Origin of the sequence: Pseudarthrobacter sp. BRE9, from assembly GCF_031844305.1 — a bacterium.
In the GTDB taxonomy this organism is placed as follows: domain Bacteria; phylum Actinomycetota; class Actinomycetes; order Actinomycetales; family Micrococcaceae; genus Arthrobacter.
Map to the genome: position 1 here is coordinate 1 of NZ_JAUZUY010000001.1, position 16,380 is coordinate 16,380.

Below are 16,380 nucleotides of genomic sequence, written 5' to 3' on the forward strand. Positions count from 1 at the left end.
AGAAGCCTTCCTCAACCCCGGCCAGCCCGCCCGCACCCCGTTCGTCACCCAGCAACTCGAAGGCGCCACCGGCCCCATCGTCGCCGTGTCCGACTACATGAAGGCCGTCCCGGACCAGATCCGCCAGTTCGTCCCCAACGAATTCGCCACCCTCGGCGCCGACGGCTTCGGCTTCTCCGACACCCGCGCCGCAGCCCGCCGCTACTTCAAGAACGACACCCACTCCATCGTGGTGCGCGCCCTTGAAATGCTGGCGCGCCGTGGCGAGGTGGATGTGGACGCCCCGGTCAAGGCGATCGAGAAGTACAAGCTGCTCAACGTCAACGCCGGCACCACCGGCAATGCCGGAGGCGAAGCCTAGCCCCAAAGCTGGACGGCGGAACCAGCAGCAGCATGAGACGGCGGCCCCCACCACAAGGTGGGGGCCGCCGTCGTCCTGTCCGGGACGGGCGGTACCGAAGGGTCGCGGCAGGTTGTGATCTGTGACAAGGCGGATTGTAGCCTTCGCACAAATGGAGCTTGCGCGACCGTGGCCGTATGCTCAAAGAATGCCAGCACCAACCAGTCCGTCCTCCAAGCGGAAACCGACCCCGCCGAAGGTCACACCGGAGAAGTCCGAAACCCTCAAGCAGCTCCGGGCCAACGTAGGCCAGCTCTCCACCAGCACCATGCGCAAGCTGGAGCAGTCGCTGCCCTGGTACAGCCGGCTCAGCGCGGATGAGCGGTCGGCACTGGGCATGGTGGCGCAGAACGGTATTGCCGCTTTCGTTACCTGGTATGAGCGGCCGAGCTCGCCGTCGTGGATCCTCACGGATGTCTTTGGGACGGCGCCCACGGAACTGACCCGTTCGATCAGCCTGCAGAAGGCGTTGCAGCTGATCAGGATCGTGGTGGAGGTGGTGGAGGACCAGGTACCGGTGATCGCGCCCGAAGCCGACCAACCATCCCTGCGCGAGGCCGTCCTGCGCTACTCGCGCGAGGTCGCCTTTGCCGCCGCGGACGTGTATGCGCGCGCTGCCGAGTCCCGGGGCTCCTGGGATACCCGGCTGGAAGCCCTGATAGTGGATGCCATCCTGCGCGGCGAGAACACAGATGCCTTGCGCTCACGCATCGCAGCGCTTGGCTGGAAGGCGCAGGAGCGCTTCACGGTGATGGTGGGAAATTCACCCAGCGAACCCAGCGCCAGCTATGTGAGCGAACTGCGGCGGATGGCGGGACGCTACGCCGAGGATGCCCTGGTGGGCATCCAGGGCGACCGCCTGATCCTCATCCTTGGCGGGGTGCAGGACCGCGAAACGGCGTATGTGAAGTTGAGCGACATGTTCGCCCCGGGACCCGTGGTCTACGGCCCCGAAGCCAGTTCGCTGCTGGAAGCCAGCGGTTCCGCCCAGTCGGCCTTTGCGGGACTGACGGCCGCCCGCGCCTGGCCCTCCGCCCCGCGGCCGGTGGCCGCCGACGACCTGCTGCCGGAACGGGTAATTTCCGGTGACGACGCGGCGCGCCGCTCGCTCGTGAAGAACATTTACCGTCCGCTCCTGGCAGCGTCCAACGGCCTGGTGGAAACGCTGGGAACATATTTGGAGCTGGGCCATTCACTCGAGGCCACGGCGCGGGAACTCTTTGTCCACGCCAACACCGTGCGGTACCGGTTGAAGCGCGTCTGCGACGTTACGGGCTGGGACCCGTTGCTGCCGCGGGAGGCATTCGTGCTGCAGGCCGCACTGGTGGTGGGCCGCCTATCGGCCCCGCCGAAGGCCGCCACAGAGCGGCAGGTGTCCCGGAACCAGTCGTGAGGCATTGTAGACTTCCTACAACCTGACCCCGTGAGCTTGGTGCGGTGAAACACCGCTGGATCACACAGTAATTTGGAAAGCTGGTTACGTGCTTGCAATAGTCTGCCCTGGACAGGGCTCACAGACCCCGGGTTTTCTGGCCCCCTGGCTGGAACTTCCCTCGGTGGCAGGCCAGCTGGCCTCCCTGAGTGACATCGCAGGCATCGACCTGATAGCCCATGGGACCACCTCCGATGAGGAGACCATCAAGGACACTGCCGTCGCGCAGCCCCTGATCGTTGCCGCGGGGCTGGTCACCGCCGCCTCCCTCTTCGATGTCGAGCTGAACTCCCTCCCCGTGATCCTCGCGGGCCACTCCGTTGGTGAGATCACCGCATCCGCCCTTGCCGGAGTGCTGACGGAGCAGGAAGCCATGACCTTCGTCCGCGAACGGGCCAACAGCATGGCCGCCGCGGCAGCCGTCACCCCCACCGGAATGAGCGCCGTCGTGGGCGGTGACCCCGCCGAGGTATTGGCTGCCATCGAGGCGGCCGGCGCCGCCCCTGCCAACGTCAACGGTGCAGGCCAGACAGTCGCCGCCGGAACCTTTGAACAGCTGAAGGCCCTCGCCGACAACCCGCCGGCCAAGGCCCGCGTCATCCCGCTCAAGGTGGCCGGTGCCTTCCACACCAGCCACATGTCGCCCGCCGTCAGCGCGCTTGAGAAACTGAAGCCGCAGCTGAACCCGGTGGCGCCCAAGGTGCCCCTGCTGTCGAACTTCGACGGCGGCGAGGTCACCGACGGCGATGCCGCCGTCGAAAGCCTGATCGCCCAGGTGTCCCGGCCGGTCCGGTGGGATCTCTGCATGGAAACCATGGTCAACCGTGGTGTTACCGGCGTGATCGAACTCGCCCCCGCCGGCACGCTGGCCGGCTTGGCCAAGCGCGGTATGCCCGGCGTCAAAACCGTTGCGGTCAAAACCCCCGACGACCTCTCCGCCGCACTGGCGCTTTTTGCAGAACTGGAGGGCAACGCATGAGCGTTCCCACGCTGAAACAGGCTCCGGTCCAGGAGCACAGCCGCATCCTTGGCCTGGGGGCTTACCGGCCGGACGTCATCGTCACCAACGAGGATGTCTGCCAGTGGATCGATTCCTCAGACGAGTGGATCCGCCAGCGCACCGGCATCGTCACCCGCCACCGCGCGGCTGCCGGCGTCAGCGTGATCGATATGGCCGAGGGCGCTGCCCGCGAAGCCATGGAGAAGGCCGGGATTGAGGCTTCAGAGCTCGGGGCCGTCATTGTTTCCACGGTGACCCACCCCTACGCCACCCCTTCCGCCGCGGCCAGCCTGGCCGACCGGATCGGCGCCACGCCCGCTCCCGCCTTTGACATTTCCGCCGCCTGCGCCGGCTACTGCTACGGAATTGCCCAGGCCGACGCTTTGGTCCGTTCCGGTACCGCAAAGTACGTGCTGGTGGTGGGTGCAGAAAAGCTTTCCGACGTCATCGACAACCGGGAACGCACCATCTCCTTCCTGCTCGGTGACGGTGCCGGCGCCGTCGTCATCGGCCCCTCCGACAGCCCGGGCATCGCCCCGTCCGTGTGGGGCTCCGACGGCAGCAAGTGGGATGCCATTGGCATGACCCGCTCCCTGCTTGACGTCCGCGACCTCGGCCTCGCCGCCCGGCATTCCGACTCCACGGGCGACCTTGCCCTCCTGGAGGAAGCCCAGGAGCTATACCCCACCCTCCGGCAGGACGGCCAGACGGTCTTCCGCTGGGCGGTGTGGGAGATGGCCAAAGTGGCCCAGCAGGCACTCGATGCTGCCGGCATCGAGGCTGAAGACCTGGTTGCCTTCATCCCCCACCAGGCGAACATGCGCATCATCGACGAGATGGTGAAGAAGCTGAAGCTGCCCGAGACGGTTACAGTGGCACGGGACATTGCCGAGGCCGGCAACACGTCCGCTGCCTCCATCCCGCTGGCAACGCACCGGCTCCTGCAGGAGAACCCGGGACTAAGCGGCGGTCTGGCCCTGCAGATCGGTTTTGGTGCCGGGCTGGTCTTCGGCGCACAGGTAGTTGTCCTTCCCTAGATACGCCCAAGGGTCGCAACCGCGGCCCTGACCGTTTCCGGCAGACCCTGCCGGCAATACAAGAAAAGGAGCCACCAATGGCTAGCAACGAAGAGATCCTGGCCGGCTTGGCTGAAATCGTCAACGAGGAAACCGGCCTGGCCCCGGAGGCCGTCGAGCTGGACAAGTCCTTCACCGAGGACCTGGACATCGACTCCATCTCCATGATGACCATCGTGGTCAACGCCGAGGAAAAGTTCGGCGTGCGCATCCCGGACGAAGAGGTCAAGAACCTCAAGACTGTTGGCGACGCCGTCAGCTTCATCGCCGGAGCACAGGCCTAGCCACAGGCTTTTCGCCGTCCTACGGCTTGGCGGGGCTGCCGGTCCGGACTGACCGGACCGGCAGCCCGCCGCATTTATCCGGCACAGTACCCCCGACCGGGACTGGCCGATCAACAAACTGTGCGGGACCTTGCGACAGCCGCAGGCGGATACCCCCACCGACGAAAGAGTGATCCCATGACACGCAAAGTAGTCATTACCGGTCTGGGCGCCACCACGCCCATCGGCGGCGACGTGCCCACAATGTGGAACAACGCCCTCAAAGGGGTCTCCGGTGCCCGCACCCTGGAGGACGACTGGGTAGCCAAGTACGAGCTCCCCGTCCACTTCGCCGCCCGGTGCAGCACGCCGGCCCTTGACGTCCTCAGCCGCGTCGAGGCCAAGCGGATGGACCCCTCCACCCAGTTTGGCGTCATCGCAGCCCGTGAAGCATGGGCGGACTCCGGCATTACCGAGTTCGATCAGGACCGGCTGGCTGTTGCCTTTGCCACCGGCATTGGCGGCGTCTGGACGCTGCTGGACGCCTGGGACACCCTGAAGGAAAAGGGCCCCCGCCGCGTCCTTCCCATGACGGTGCCCATGCTCATGCCCAATGGTGTTGCCGCGGCCGTCAGCCTGGACCTCGGCGCCCGCGCCGGCGCCCACACTCCGGTTTCCGCCTGCGCGTCGGGAACGGAGGCCATGCACCTTGGCCTGGAGCTCATCCGCTCGGGCAAGGCCGACGTCGTCATGTGCGGCGGGGCCGAGGCTGCCATCCACCCCATGCCGCTGGCAGCATTTGCCTCGATGCAGGCACTCTCCCGCAGGAACGACGAGCCCGAGCGTGCTTCACGCCCGTACGACACCGCCCGTGACGGCTTCGTCATGGGTGAAGGCGCCGGCGCCCTGGTCCTCGAGGCCGAGGAACACGCCCTGGCCCGCGGAGCCCGAATCTACGCCGAACTCGCCGGCACCTCCGTTACCGCTGACGCCTACCACATCACTGCCCCGGACCCCCAAGGGCTTGGCGCCACCCGCGCCCTGAAGGCGGCCATGTTCGACGGACGGATCCAGGCTGAAGACGTGGTCCACGTCAACGCGCACGCCACCTCCACCCCCGTCGGCGACAAGCCAGAGTACACGGCCCTGCGTGCCGCCCTGGGCACCCACGTTGACAACGTGGCGGTATCCGCCACCAAGTCGCAGATGGGCCACCTCCTGGGCGCTTCCGGCGCGGTCGAGGCCGTCCTCACCGTGCTGGCGGTCCATGAGCGCAAGGCACCGGTCACCATCAACCTTGAAAACCAGGATCCGGAGATCCCGCTCGACGTCGTTACCTCCGCCCGTGACCTCCCCGCCGGGAGCATCGTGGCGTTGAGCAACTCGTTCGGTTTCGGCGGCCACAACGCCGTCGTGGCCATCCGCAGCGTCTAGGCATTGTCCGGGGGAACCACCCGGAACGGCAAAGGAGGCCCCGCCACTGGCGGGGCCTCCTTTGCGCTATGGAGGTGTTGTGGTGTCGTCACGGCTGGAACGGACGACGGCGGTCAGCCCACTTGGTGGAGCCAGCGGACGGGTGCGCCTTCAGCAGCGTGGCGGAACGGTTCAAGTTCTTCGTCCCAGGCCTCGCCGAGCGCAAGGGAGAGCTCGTGATAGACGGCGGCAGGGTCACCGGCTCCGGATTCGTAGGCGTACCGGATGCGGTCCTCGGACACCATGATGTTGCCATGGACGTCAGTGACGGCATGGAAAATTCCCAGCTCGGGGGTGTGCGACCAGCGGCCGCCATCCACGCCCTGGCTGGGCTCCTCGGTCACCTCGTACCGCAGATGCGCCCAGCCGCGAAGGCAGGACGCCAGTTTCGCTCCCGTGCCGGGGCTTCCGGTCCAGGACAACTCCGCCCGGAACATTCCGGGCGCAGCAGGCTGCGGGGTCCACTCAAGGTCCGTCCGCTTGTCCACTACGGCGCCGACTGCCCACTCAACGTGGGGGCACAGCGCCGTAGGGGCCGAGTGAACGAACAGCACACCGCGGGTCATTGCAACAGACATTCCATCCTCCATAGCTCTAGGTACGTCTTCCCCAACGACCTCTGCCTGGATGAAACTGCCGTGCCCTGCACTGCGGCGGTGGTTCCCTGCCTGTATTCAGATGTATCAGATTAAGCTGTGTCCGGGCTTGCAGCGCCGCTCGAAGCCTTGCGAGCTTCAAGCCGCACTTGAAAGTTGCCGGACGTGACTCTTATTGTGCCGTACCCCACGGAATTACGCCAGTGCGTCAGCCAGCCGGATCAGGCCCGGGGATGGGCCTGCTGATAACTCTTCCGAAGCCGGTCAACCGAGACGTGCGTGTAGATCTGGGTGGTGGCCAGGCTGCTGTGCCCGAGAATCTCCTGCACCGCACGGAGGTCCGCGCCGCCGTCGAGCAGATGCGTGGCGGCCGAGTGCCGCAGCGCATGGGGCCCGGATGCGGAGGTATCACCCAGCGCCTCGAACAGGGCGTTGACCAGCGTGCGGACCTGGCGTTGGTCAACACGTCCCCCGCGGGCGCCGAGGAAGAGCGCAGGCCCGCTGTTGCCCTTCGCCAGCGCCGGTCGCCCCCGCCGGAGCCAGTCGTCGACGGCCATGGCCGCCGGCACCCCGAACGGAACCGTTCGTTCCTTGTTGCCCTTGCCGATGACCCGCAGCGTCCGGCGGTCCGGGTCCAGGTCATCGACATCCAGTCCGGCGAGTTCGCCTACCCGGATACCTGTGGCGTAGAGCAGTTCCACGATGGCACGGTCCCGTACGGCGAGCGGTTCGCCCTCCTCGGCTGCCCTTTCCAGGCCCTCCAGGATGCGTGTGAGCTGGGATGCCTGCAGGACCCCCGGCAGTGACCCTTCGCGCTTGGGTGCCTTCAGCCGCAGGGCGGGGTCCGCGTCGATGAGTTCTTCCCGCAAGGCCCAGGCGGCGAAGGCCCGTGCTGTGGCTGAGCGGCGTGCGAGGGTTGCCCGCGAGGCGCCTGAGGTACTTTGGCTGCCAAGCCAGCGGCGGAAGGTCCCCAGTTCAAGCTCCTTCAGCCCTACTGCACCTTCCGATGCAGCATATGCCAGGAGGCTGCGCAGGTCGCCCAGGTACGCGCGCCTGGTGTGGGCGGACACCCCGCGTTCCCCTGACAGATAGCCGGCGAACGCATCCAGTGCCTTGTCCAGTTCCCCTGGCAGTTCTTCATTGTCCACTCCTCTACTTTCCCAGTTTCCCGGCTGGACCGCCGGTGGACACGGTCATGCCTTGCCGCGTTTCCAGCCGCCCCGCTCCGATACTGCAAGTCCCAGCAGCCCGAGGCGCCCGAGCCCTGCCCGCACGGAGTCCTGGCCAAGTCCGGCCACGGCGGAAAGCTTTTCCACCGACGTAGTGGAGCGAAGCGGCAGAGCGTCCAGCAGGATCAGATCCTCCAGCGTCAATCCGTCCTGCACTGCCGCCTCTGCGGTGCGTTGATCGGGAAGGGCAGCTCCGCTGGGCGAGGCCAGCTCAGCCACCTCAGCGGCGTCGGTGACGCAGACGGCTCCCCCATCCCGCAGGAGCCGGTGGCAGCCGGCCGAATTGGCGCTGTGGACGGATCCGGGAACGGCGCCGACGGCACGGCCGAGGGTCTCTGCGTGATGGGCGGTGTTAAGTGCCCCGGACCGCCACCGTGCCTCCACCACCACCGTCACCGCTGACAGGGCAGCAATTAGGCGGTTCCGCTGGAGGAAGCGGTAGCGGGTAGGGGCAGATCCCGGTGGTACCTCGGCCAGCACCGCACCCTGGTTTGCCACGGCGCGCAGCAGGTCATCATTGCCCGATGGATAGAACCGGTCCACTCCCCCGGCCATGACGGCGATGGTGGGGACCGCGGCGGATCCGCCGGCGAGCGCGGCCCTGTGCGCATGGGCATCGATACCGTAGGCTCCGCCGGATACCACCGTGAAGCCCCGCTGCGCCAGCGAGTAGGCGATGTCCCCTGTCACGGCCGCCCCGTAGCTGGTGCTGTCCCGCGATCCCACGAGGGCGATGGACTTGTCCGCACCCGGCAGCGGTTGTTCCTGCCCGCGCCACCAAAGGCAGATGGGTTCCTGGATTCCCAGGTCAGCCAGCTGGGCCGGCCACAACTCGTCGCCGGGAATGATGAGGCGGCCGCCGAGCCGCGCCATGGTGGCAAGGTCGCGTTCGGGCGCAAGGTCAGGCAGCCGTGGCTGCCAACGCTTCAATGCGGCAGCGAGTCCGGCCCAGCTGCCGCCAGCCCCGCTGTCAGCCAGCAGAGACGTCATCCCGCGCTCCAGGTCAGGCCCCGGTGCCACCTGTCCGGTGGCGATGCGCAGGGCGTCCGTTGCCCCTGCCAGCTGTACGAGAGCCAGGCCCGCGGTGTCCTGGGGCTCCATGAGCCGTGAAAGGGCGGCGCGGGCCAGCCGTTCGGCATCCCGGCCCGAGGACTTCTTCATGCCCTGCGCCTCCCTGACGCCCGGGGCCTTCTGCACACCCGAGTCGTTTTCCACGACCAGTTCCTTCTCCACAGCCAGTTCCTTCTGCACACCCGATTCCTGTTCCATGTCCGGTTCCTTCATTTCGCTCGGCGTGGCCGCGTGTGTCATGCCGTGGCCGCCGCGGCCTGCCGCAGACCCAGCGCCTGTCCGATGTCGTTTGGGTCCGGCGTCCCGCGGTGCCCCAGATCCGCGAGGGTCCAGGCAAGCCGAAGGACGCGGTCATACCCCCTCGCGGTGAGTATGCCCCGCTCCAGGGACTGGTCCAGGATCCGGGTCGCGGCCGGCGGAAGCCGCAATTCACCGCGCAGGATGCGCCCGGGCACCTGCGAATTGGTCTCCAGGCCGAAGCACTTTAACCGTTCCGCTTGCCGGGCACGCGCGTCCAGGACCCGCCGTGCCACTGACGCGGTGCCCTCTTCCGCGCCCGCCTGGCCGAACTCGGCCAGCGACACCCGCTCCACCTGCAACTGGATGTCCACGCGGTCCAGCAGGGGCCCGGACATCCTGGCGAGGTAGCGGCGGCGCATTACCGGGGTGCAGGTGCAGTCCAGCCCTTTACCCGATGCCTTGCCGCAGGGGCAGGGGTTGGCCGCGAGCACCAGTTGGAACCGGGCAGGGTAGGCTGCTGTTCCGGCTGACCGGTGGATGACCAGCTCCCCGCTCTCCAGCGGCTGCCGCAGCGCGTCCAGGACACGGCGTTCGTATTCGGGCGCCTCGTCAAGGAACAGCACGCCCCGGTGGGCACGTGATGCTGCACCCGGCCGCGGAAGGCCCGTCCCGCCGCCGATGATGGCTGCAGCGGTGGCTGAGTGGTGCGGGTTCTCGAACGGCGGCCGGCGCAGGAGCTGTACAGACGACGCGGGCAGGCCGCACAGCGAGTGGATGGCTGTGACTTCCATTGACTCGTGGTCGCCAAGGTCAGGCAGGAGACCGGGCAGCCGCTCCGCCAGCATGGTCTTGCCGGCACCCGGCGGCCCCGTGAGGAGCAGATGGTGGGCACCGGCGGCAGCCACTTCCAACGCCCTGCGGGCTTCGCCCTGCCCAGAGACATCTGCCATGTCGGGACATGGCCCAGGCAAGGCCTGGCCGTCACCGGCGTCGTCGGGCTCGTCGGGTTCGAAGTCCAGCGCAAGTTCCTGCGGATCGGCACCAAAGTCGAGGGCGAGCCGGGCAAGCGTACGGTACCCGCTCACTATGGCGCCCGGGACCAGGGAGGCCTCGGCAAGGTTGGCCTGCGCCACCACGATCTCCGGATAACCGGCCTGGACCGACGCCATGACCGCCGGCAGGATGCCCCGCACCGGCCGCAGCCTGCCGTCCAGTCCCAGCTCAGCGATGAAGACAGTCCGGCCTGTGGGCTTGATGTCGTTCGCTGCCCGGAGCACGGCCATGGTGACGGCGAGGTCGAAACCCGAGCCGCGCTTGGGCAGCGAAGCAGGAATGAGGTTGGCGGTGATCTTCCTGCGGCTGAGCGGAATCCCTGAGTTCTTCGCAGCTGACCGGATGCGCTCCTTGGCTTCATTCAGCGAAGCATCCGGCAGCCCAAGAATGACGAAGGCCGGGAGCGTCTGGCCGATGTCCGCTTCGACTTCCACCATGTAGCCGTTGAGCCCCACGAGGGCGACGGAGTAGGTCCGCCCGAGTGCCATCACCCCACCCCCTTGAGGTGTTCGACCACGGGTTCGCCGCCGCCGTCGTCCAGGACGGCGATGACGTCCACGCGGCGCAGCGGCATCCGCAGCTCGCGGTCGCGGCACCAGGCAGCACCAAGGCGGTGCAGCCGGGCGAGCTTTTCCGGGCCCACGGCTTCAAACGGGTGGCCGTAGTCGAGCGAGCGGCGGGTTTTGACTTCGGCGATGACCAGGGCGTCGCCGTCGAGCGCGACAATGTCGATCTCGCCGTCTGCGCACCTCCAGTTGCGCTCCACCACCAGCATGCCCAGCGCTTCAAGATAGCCCACGGCAAGGTCTTCGCCCCGCCGGCCCAACAGGTCTTTGGATTTCATTTCTACCTCCGCAACCAGCCTGGCGGCGGATGGCTGCGGACGACAGAAAGCCCCTGCCGTATGTGGACAGGGGCCGGTGTGGAGGGGAAGTCAGGGTCCCCGCGGGACCCTAGTTGCCCAGGTCCACGTCCTTGGGCAGGGCCAGTTCCTCGTTGCGGGGCAGTTCCTCCACGTTCACGTCCTTGAAGGTCAGGACCCTGACGCTTTTGACGAACCGTGCCGAGCGGTAGACATCCCACACCCAGGCGTCCTGGAGGGTCAGGTCGAAATAGACCTCACCGTCGGCGCTGCGGGCCTGGAGGTCTACATGGTTGGCCAGGTAGAAGCGCCGCTCGGTCTCGACAACATAGCTGAAGAGGCCGACGACGTCGCGGTATTCACGGTAGAGCTGAAGCTCCATGTCGGTTTCATAGTTCTCAAGATCCTCAGCACTCATGCTTCCATCTTGCACCATGTCCGGCGTGGCTGCCGCCGGGCGGCGGGAGTCAGTCTTCGTACGGCTCTTCCCCGTCGGGCACCTCGACGCCCTGCAGTTCCCCTCCCAGCAGCCGCCAGCTGACCCGGTGGTAGGGCGTGGGGCCCGCGGCACGGAGGACGTTCCGGTGGGCTGCCGTGGCGTACCCCTTGTTGATGTCCCAGCCGTATTCGGGAAACTCGCTGTGCAGGTCCCGCATCATCCGGTCCCGTTCCACCTTGGCAATGACGCTCGCCGCCGCGACGCTGAGGCACTGCAAGTCAGCCTTGACCTTGGTGTGGACGGGAGCTTCACATGCGGACTCCAGCACTGGCTGGTCGAACAGTGACAGCTGGTCTGCCGGGGAAAGCCAGTTGTGGCTTCCATCCAGGAGCACAGCGTCAGGGGTGGTTCCCGTACTGAGGATGCTGTTCCACGCTCGGGTACCTGCCAGCCGAAGGGCGGCGATGATACCGAGCGAATCAATTTCACCGGCGGACGCGTGCCCCACCGCCGAAGCGACGCTCCAGCGCCGCACCAGCGGATCCAGCCGTTCCCGTTCAGCCGGGCTGAGGAGTTTGCTGTCCCGCACGCCGGCAAGCGGCTTTTGGCGTTCCAGGTCCACGACGGCGATTCCCACACTGACAGGACCGGCGAGGGCGCCGCGGCCAACTTCATCCACCCCGGCCAGCAGGCGTATCCCCTGGGCCTTGAAGCTCCGCTCGTGCCGCAGCGTGGGTGCCTTCGCACCACGTGCCGCCGGCTTTGAACCGGAGCGCACCTTCACTGCCGGGGAAGCCTTCCCTGCCGGAGAAGCCTTCACCGCCGGGGACGCCTGGACTGCTGAAGACATGGTCAGCGGACCGCCGGGACGCTGTGGAACACGTCCGGGTAGTTGTCCAGGGTCTTGATCCTGTTCAGCGGCCAGGCGATGACCGCAGCCTTGCCTTCGAGGTCTTTGAGGTCAATGAATCCCCCGTCGGTCTCCATGTGGGCACGGGAATCGGCGGAGTGGTTCCGGTTGTCGCCCATCACCCACACCTTGCCTTCCGGAACGGTGACGTCAAAGTTGCGGATCTGCGGGACTTCGGCGGGATTAATGTACTTCTCGTCAATGGCTGTCCCGTTAATGGTCAGTTTACCGCCGGCGTCACAGCAGACCACGTGGTCGCCCGGGAGCCCGATGACGCGCTTGACCAGGTGCTGCTCCGAGTTGTCCGGCAGCAGGCCAACGAACGTCAGTCCGTCCTGGACCCAGGTGAACGGGCCCTGCGCCTTGGCCGGTGCCGGCGGGAGCCAGCCCTTGGTGTCACGGAAGACCACAACGTCCCCGCGGCTGAGCGCAAAGGGCTCCGGAACCAGGAGGTTGACGAAGATCCGGTCATCCACGTCCAGGGTGTTCACCATGGACTCCGACGGGATGAAGAAGGCCCGGAACAGGAAGGTTTTGATGAGGAAGGACAGCACGACGGCAATGACGACCACCGTGGCGATCTCCCTGAGCCACCCCAGCAGGGGATTGCCGCTGGACTTGCCGGCTGCCTTCGACGACGCCCTGTCCCGCCGGTGCCCGGGCCCGGGTGCGGGTTCCCCGCTCTCACCGGGCACGGAGAAAGCTGGAACGGCCGGCGTCTCTGATGCGCCGTCGTGGCGCGGTTCAGGTTTCCGCGCGTGGTTCTCGGGCATTTACCGTCCGTTCTCTGTTGTCGGCCCCGCAGCGGGCGGCCGTGCTACTGGGGCAAATCTATCAAGCGGCCAAAGGATCTGGACCGGCCTGCCAATCACCCGGTCCAGCGGAACCAACCCGCCGCCGGGGGCGCCAAGCAGGCTGCGCGAATCGGCGGACACTGAGCGGTGGTCGCCCATCAGCCAGAGCCTGCCCTCCGGAACCAGGGTGCTGAACTTCTGCGTGCTGGGTGCGTCGCCGGGGAAGACGTAGGGCTCGTCCAAGGGTGCGCCGTTGACGGTGACCTTGCCACCGGCGTCGCAGCAGACCACCGTGTCACCGGGAAGACCGATGACCCGTTTGACGTATGTTGTGTCGCTGCCGGTAAGCCCAAGCCATTGCATGGCGGCGGCTGCCGCATCCACCACCGGACCTTTGCCGCTGTTCAAGGGCGCAAAGCTGCCGCGTCCATCAAAGACAACAACGTCGCCGTGCCGGATGGGTTCGGCCTGGAAGTCCGTGCGGGACACGAGGATCCGGTCCCCGCCTTCCAGGAGCGGCTCCATGGACTCCGAGGGGATGAAGTAGACGTCGAGCCACAGGGACCGGACCACCCCGCTGATGGCCACGGCGAGGACCAGGGCCAGTAAAACAAAACGCCAGCCCATTTTGCGGGGCTGGCGTTTTGTCTGGTGCATGGTCCGTATCCTGGCGCTGGTGCATTGCTCCGGCGCTTGCCGGCTACGACCGCTCTCCAGCCTGGCGGCAGGTCCGTGAAGGACTTACTTGGCGGAGCTGAAGTCGCGCTTTTCCTTGATCTTTGCGGCCTTGCCGCGCAGTGCACGCATGTAGTACAGCTTGGCGCGGCGGACGTCACCCTTGGTGACAACCTCGATCTTTTCGATGATCGGAGAGTGCACCGGGAAGGTACGCTCCACGCCGACACCGAAGGAGACCTTGCGGACGGTGAAGGTTTCGCGCACGCCGTCGCCCTGGCGGCCCAGGACGAAGCCCTGGAAGACCTGGACACGGGTGTTCTTGCCTTCGATGATGTTCACGTGCACCTTGAGCGTGTCGCCGGCGCGGAATTCGGGAACATCGTTGCGCAGCGAGGCTGCATCGACGGAATCGAGAATATGCATGATTGCACTCCTGGTGAACGCCACAGGTCATTCACTTTGGGTCACGGCAGGCAAGGCCGGCTGCCGGAAGGCAGGCCGGGTCTCACCGCCGAAGTAAAATGGTCCGGCCGCTTCAAGGGTTGATGGGGCCGGTTGTCCGGCTGTTGGCCGCGCTACCCCCTGTGGCAGGTGCGGACCCAGCAGACACAAAGCTTAATTTTGCCACAGTGGCAGGGTTACGCCAATTCGTCCGGCACTAATCCTGCTGCCCGGCTGCCGCCTCGGGCCGGCGGGCCAGCCTGCCGTCCACAATGTCGTACCCCAGGTTGTGCAATTCCGTGCGGTCGGCGCGCGGGAGGCTGCCGGCGTCGAACCCTTCCAGCAGGTCCGGCCGCCGCTCCGCCGTGCGGCGGTACTGCTCGTGCCGCCGCCATTGGGCGATCCTGCCATGGTTGCCGCTAAGGAGCACCGGCGGCACCTCGCGGTCGCGCCAAACGGAAGGTTTGGTGTAGACCGGATATTCCAGCAGCCCGTCGGAGTGGGATTCCTCCACCAGGGACTCGGGGTTGCCCACCACGCCGGGCAGCAGGCGGCCAATGGCTTCCACCATGGCCAGGACGGCCACCTCCCCGCCGTTCAGCACATAGTCGCCCAGGCTGACCGGCCGGACGGTGAAGTGCTCCTGCGCCCATTCGATGACCCGTTCATCGATGCCTTCATACCGCCCGCATGCAAACGCCAGGTGCTGTTCCTCAGCCAGTTCGTAGGCGAGAGCCTGTGTGAACCGCTCGCCTGCGGGCGATGGCACAATCAGGACGGGCTTGCGCTGCGGATCCGGCCGCCCCTCCGCCACTGCTGAGAGCGCCTGCGCCCAGGGCTCTGGCTTCATGACCATTCCGGCACCGCCGCCGTAGGGAGTGTCATCGACGGACCGGTGCTTGTCCGTGGTGAAGCTGCGCAGGTCATGGACGTGCAGGTCCAGGATTCCGTCCTGGCGGGCCTTGCCGATCAGCGAGAGTTCGAGCGGGGCGAGATATTCGGGGAAGATGCTGACGACGTCGATCCGCATCTAGTCCGTGCCTTCCGGTTCGGAGGCGGCGGCTTCGTCGGAGTTGACTTCGAAGAGGCCGTCCGGCGGGGTGAGGAGGATGAAGCCTTCGCCGACATTCACCTCGGGCACGATCTGCTCCACGAACGGAATGAGGATCTCCTTGCCATCCGGGGTGGTGACCGTGAGCAGGTCCTGCACCGGCATCGTGTTCAGTGCCGTCACCTTGCCCACCACCTGCTCCCCTACCCGGGCCTCAAGGCCGACAAGCTCATGCTCGTACCAACCCTCGTCGTCGTCCCCGTCCAGTTCTTCGGTTTCGATGAACAGCTTGGCGCCGCGAAGGGTTTCGGCCTGGTTGCGGTCCGCCACCTCCTCAAAACCGAGCAGCAGGATGTCCTTGTTCCAGCGCGCACTCGACACGGTCAACGGTCCTGCCGCGGCAGGTTCAACCATGAATTCCGTGCCCGGGACAAACCGGTCCTCCGGAGCGTCGGTCAGCACCTGGACCGTGACTTCCCCGCGAATGCCGTGCGGCTTGCCAATCCGTGCCACCTGAAGCTGCATCTGTTCCTCTGTTCCGGGTTGTGGTGGTTCTGCTGAAAGCAGTGTGTTGTTGAAACCGCATTGTTGATCAAAGCAGTCCGGCCCCTTCACCTGATGGTGAAGGGGCCGGAGCAAAGCTGAATGTTGCCGAGCGCTCAGCGGCGGCGGTCGGTATCGACGACGTCGACCCTCACCGGTTCGCCGCCGGCCAGTGCAGCCACCACGGTGCGCAATGCGCGGGCCGTGCGGCCCTGGCGGCCGATCACCCGTCCCAGGTCATCCTGATGAACGCGCACCTCGAGGGTATCCCCGCGGCGGTTGCTCTTGGAGCTGACCTTGACGTCATCCGGGGAATCGACGATTCCGCGGACCAGGTGTTCCAGCGCTTCTGCCAGCAATTTACTCAGCCTCGGTGGTCTCAGCTTCGGCGTCGGCCGGGGCCTCGGCAGCGTCAGACTTGGAGGCCTTCTTGGTGATGGCTTCCGGGATGATGACCGAGCCCTTCTCCGGGGCAACGAAAGCTTCCTTCGCGACCTTGGTCTTGAGGGTGCCTTCCTGGCCCGGCAGGCCCTTGAACTTCTGCCAGTCACCGGTGATCTTCAGGATCGCGGCAACCTGCTCGGACGGCTGGGCGCCCACGGAGAGCCAGTACTGCGCACGCTCGGAGTTGACCTCGATGTACGAGGGCTCTTCGGTGGGGTGGTACTTGCCGATCTCCTCGATGGCACGGCCGTCACGCTTGGTGCGTGAGTCCGCAACGACGATGCGGTAGTACGGGGCGCGCATCTTGCCGAAGCGCTTAAGGCGAATCTTTACGGCCACTTTTGTGGTCACTCCTGTTTCAGAAAAAGGGGTGAACCCGGCTTTC

The 16,380-nt window shown here is 66.4% G+C and carries 20 protein-coding genes; 6 read left to right on the forward strand and 14 right to left on the reverse strand.

Translation table 11 applies throughout. The features are described from left to right. The 6 genes from Q9R31_RS00005 to fabF form a co-directional block, all read left to right on the forward strand. A partial coding sequence (locus tag Q9R31_RS00005) for a transketolase-like TK C-terminal-containing protein (protein ID WP_397428175.1) occupies positions 1 to 361 on the forward strand: 361 nt, incomplete at its 5' end. Between the two features lie 187 nt (positions 362 to 548). Further along, complete coding sequence (locus Q9R31_RS00010; protein ID WP_311260746.1) at positions 549 to 1,793, forward strand: helix-turn-helix domain-containing protein; 1,245 nt, start codon at positions 549 to 551, stop codon at positions 1,791 to 1,793. Between the two features lie 88 nt (positions 1,794 to 1,881). Beyond that, a complete protein-coding gene (locus Q9R31_RS00015) occupies positions 1,882 to 2,811 on the forward strand; it encodes an ACP S-malonyltransferase (protein ID WP_311260747.1) in 930 nt (309 codons plus the stop codon). Continuing rightward, on the forward strand, positions 2,808 to 3,869 hold the full coding sequence (locus Q9R31_RS00020; protein WP_311260748.1) for a beta-ketoacyl-ACP synthase III: 1,062 nt from the start codon (positions 2,808 to 2,810) through the stop codon (positions 3,867 to 3,869). Before Q9R31_RS00015 ends, Q9R31_RS00020 begins: the two co-directional genes overlap by 4 nt. Positions 3,870 to 3,946: 77 nt before the next feature. Beyond that, the gene (locus tag Q9R31_RS00025; RefSeq protein WP_009359314.1) at positions 3,947 to 4,192 is read left to right on the forward strand and encodes an acyl carrier protein; all 246 of its coding nucleotides are present in this window, start codon (positions 3,947 to 3,949) and stop codon (positions 4,190 to 4,192) included. Positions 4,193 to 4,369: 177 nt separating this feature from the next. Beyond that, positions 4,370 to 5,605 (forward strand): beta-ketoacyl-ACP synthase II, encoded by a 1,236-nt coding sequence (fabF, locus tag Q9R31_RS00030; RefSeq protein ID WP_311260749.1) that lies wholly within the window; start codon positions 4,370 to 4,372, stop codon positions 5,603 to 5,605. Positions 5,606 to 5,718: 113 nt separating this feature from the next. Here the strand turns inward: fabF and Q9R31_RS00035 are convergent, their stop codons facing one another. The 14 genes from Q9R31_RS00035 to rpsP form a co-directional block, all read right to left on the reverse strand. Further along, complete coding sequence (locus Q9R31_RS00035) at positions 5,719 to 6,222, reverse strand: DUF3145 domain-containing protein (RefSeq protein WP_311260750.1); 504 nt, start codon at positions 6,220 to 6,222, stop codon at positions 5,719 to 5,721. Between the two features lie 239 nt (positions 6,223 to 6,461). Continuing rightward, a complete protein-coding gene (locus tag Q9R31_RS00040; RefSeq protein WP_311260751.1) occupies positions 6,462 to 7,388 on the reverse strand; it encodes a tyrosine recombinase XerC in 927 nt (308 codons plus the stop codon). A gap of 45 nt (positions 7,389 to 7,433) precedes the next feature. After that, positions 7,434 to 8,630 carry a DNA-processing protein DprA gene (gene dprA, locus Q9R31_RS00045; RefSeq protein ID WP_311261598.1) on the reverse strand — a complete coding sequence of 399 codons (1,197 nt, stop codon included), beginning with the start codon at positions 8,628 to 8,630 and terminating at the stop codon, positions 7,434 to 7,436. A gap of 146 nt (positions 8,631 to 8,776) precedes the next feature. After that, positions 8,777 to 10,321 carry a YifB family Mg chelatase-like AAA ATPase gene (locus tag Q9R31_RS00050; RefSeq protein ID WP_311260752.1) on the reverse strand — a complete coding sequence of 515 codons (1,545 nt, stop codon included), beginning with the start codon at positions 10,319 to 10,321 and terminating at the stop codon, positions 8,777 to 8,779. Further along, the gene (locus Q9R31_RS00055) at positions 10,321 to 10,677 is read right to left on the reverse strand and encodes a YraN family protein (protein ID WP_311260753.1); all 357 of its coding nucleotides are present in this window, start codon (positions 10,675 to 10,677) and stop codon (positions 10,321 to 10,323) included. The genes Q9R31_RS00050 and Q9R31_RS00055 overlap by 1 nt, the downstream gene beginning before the upstream one ends. A 109-nt stretch (positions 10,678 to 10,786) precedes the next feature. Then, on the reverse strand, positions 10,787 to 11,113 hold the full coding sequence (locus tag Q9R31_RS00060; RefSeq protein WP_056335405.1) for a DUF2469 domain-containing protein: 327 nt from the start codon (positions 11,111 to 11,113) through the stop codon (positions 10,787 to 10,789). Between the two features lie 49 nt (positions 11,114 to 11,162). Beyond that, the gene (locus Q9R31_RS00065; RefSeq protein ID WP_311260754.1) at positions 11,163 to 11,984 is read right to left on the reverse strand and encodes a ribonuclease HII; all 822 of its coding nucleotides are present in this window, start codon (positions 11,982 to 11,984) and stop codon (positions 11,163 to 11,165) included. A 2-nt stretch (positions 11,985 to 11,986) separates the two neighbouring features. Then, positions 11,987 to 12,817: a signal peptidase I gene (gene lepB / locus Q9R31_RS00070; RefSeq protein ID WP_311260755.1), complete on the reverse strand. Its 831-nt coding sequence runs from the start codon at positions 12,815 to 12,817 to the stop codon at positions 11,987 to 11,989. Beyond that, positions 12,818 to 13,495, reverse strand: a complete 678-nt coding sequence (gene lepB / locus Q9R31_RS00075; protein ID WP_311260756.1) for a signal peptidase I — start codon at positions 13,493 to 13,495, stop codon at positions 12,818 to 12,820. A gap of 84 nt (positions 13,496 to 13,579) precedes the next feature. Beyond that, positions 13,580 to 13,939 (reverse strand): 50S ribosomal protein L19, encoded by a 360-nt coding sequence (rplS, locus tag Q9R31_RS00080; protein ID WP_018768283.1) that lies wholly within the window; start codon positions 13,937 to 13,939, stop codon positions 13,580 to 13,582. A gap of 235 nt (positions 13,940 to 14,174) precedes the next feature. Beyond that, complete coding sequence (gene trmD, locus Q9R31_RS00085) at positions 14,175 to 14,987, reverse strand: tRNA (guanosine(37)-N1)-methyltransferase TrmD (protein ID WP_311260757.1); 813 nt, start codon at positions 14,985 to 14,987, stop codon at positions 14,175 to 14,177. Beyond that, positions 14,988 to 15,533, reverse strand: coding sequence for a ribosome maturation factor RimM (gene rimM, locus Q9R31_RS00090; RefSeq protein ID WP_311260758.1), 546 nt, complete (start codon positions 15,531 to 15,533; stop codon positions 14,988 to 14,990). A gap of 134 nt (positions 15,534 to 15,667) precedes the next feature. Beyond that, the gene (locus Q9R31_RS00095; protein WP_013601399.1) at positions 15,668 to 15,910 is read right to left on the reverse strand and encodes an RNA-binding protein; all 243 of its coding nucleotides are present in this window, start codon (positions 15,908 to 15,910) and stop codon (positions 15,668 to 15,670) included. 1 nt (position 15,911) lies between these two features. Further along, positions 15,912 to 16,334: a 30S ribosomal protein S16 gene (gene rpsP, locus Q9R31_RS00100; RefSeq protein ID WP_311260759.1), complete on the reverse strand. Its 423-nt coding sequence runs from the start codon at positions 16,332 to 16,334 to the stop codon at positions 15,912 to 15,914. Between the last annotated feature and the right edge of the window lie 46 nt (positions 16,335 to 16,380).